1 protein-coding gene is annotated in these 260 nt (G+C 64.6%); it reads left to right on the top strand.

The genetic code is table 11. The annotated features are described in order from the left end of the window. Positions 1–260: hypothetical protein (locus Q4528_RS14470; RefSeq protein ID WP_303522339.1), on the top strand; the 260-nt coding region annotated here is incomplete at both ends.

Raw genomic sequence — 260 nt, 5'->3', positions numbered from 1 at the left:
GGCCGAGGCTGCGCTTTATGGTGCGCTGACTGCGTTGATTTTCACCCTTTGGCCACTGGCCCGAACCGAAGACATCCGCCCCGCCACCCTGTTTCGCGATGCGATGGGCGGCGCGCGGCTGTTGCCGCATTGGCCTTATGTGGCGACAACCCTGGTGCTGACAGCCGCCCTTCTGGGCGCGGCGGCCCTGTTTTCCAATTCTCTCTGGCTCACGCTCTGGACCGCAGGCGGGATCATTGCGGCCTTGATCGTGCTGGCAC

It is taken from the genome of Staphylococcus pasteuri, from assembly GCF_030547725.1.
GTDB classification, from domain to species: Bacteria; Bacillota; Bacilli; order Staphylococcales; family Staphylococcaceae; genus Staphylococcus; species Staphylococcus pasteuri.
This window is presented reverse-complemented; position numbering and strand designations above follow the sequence as displayed.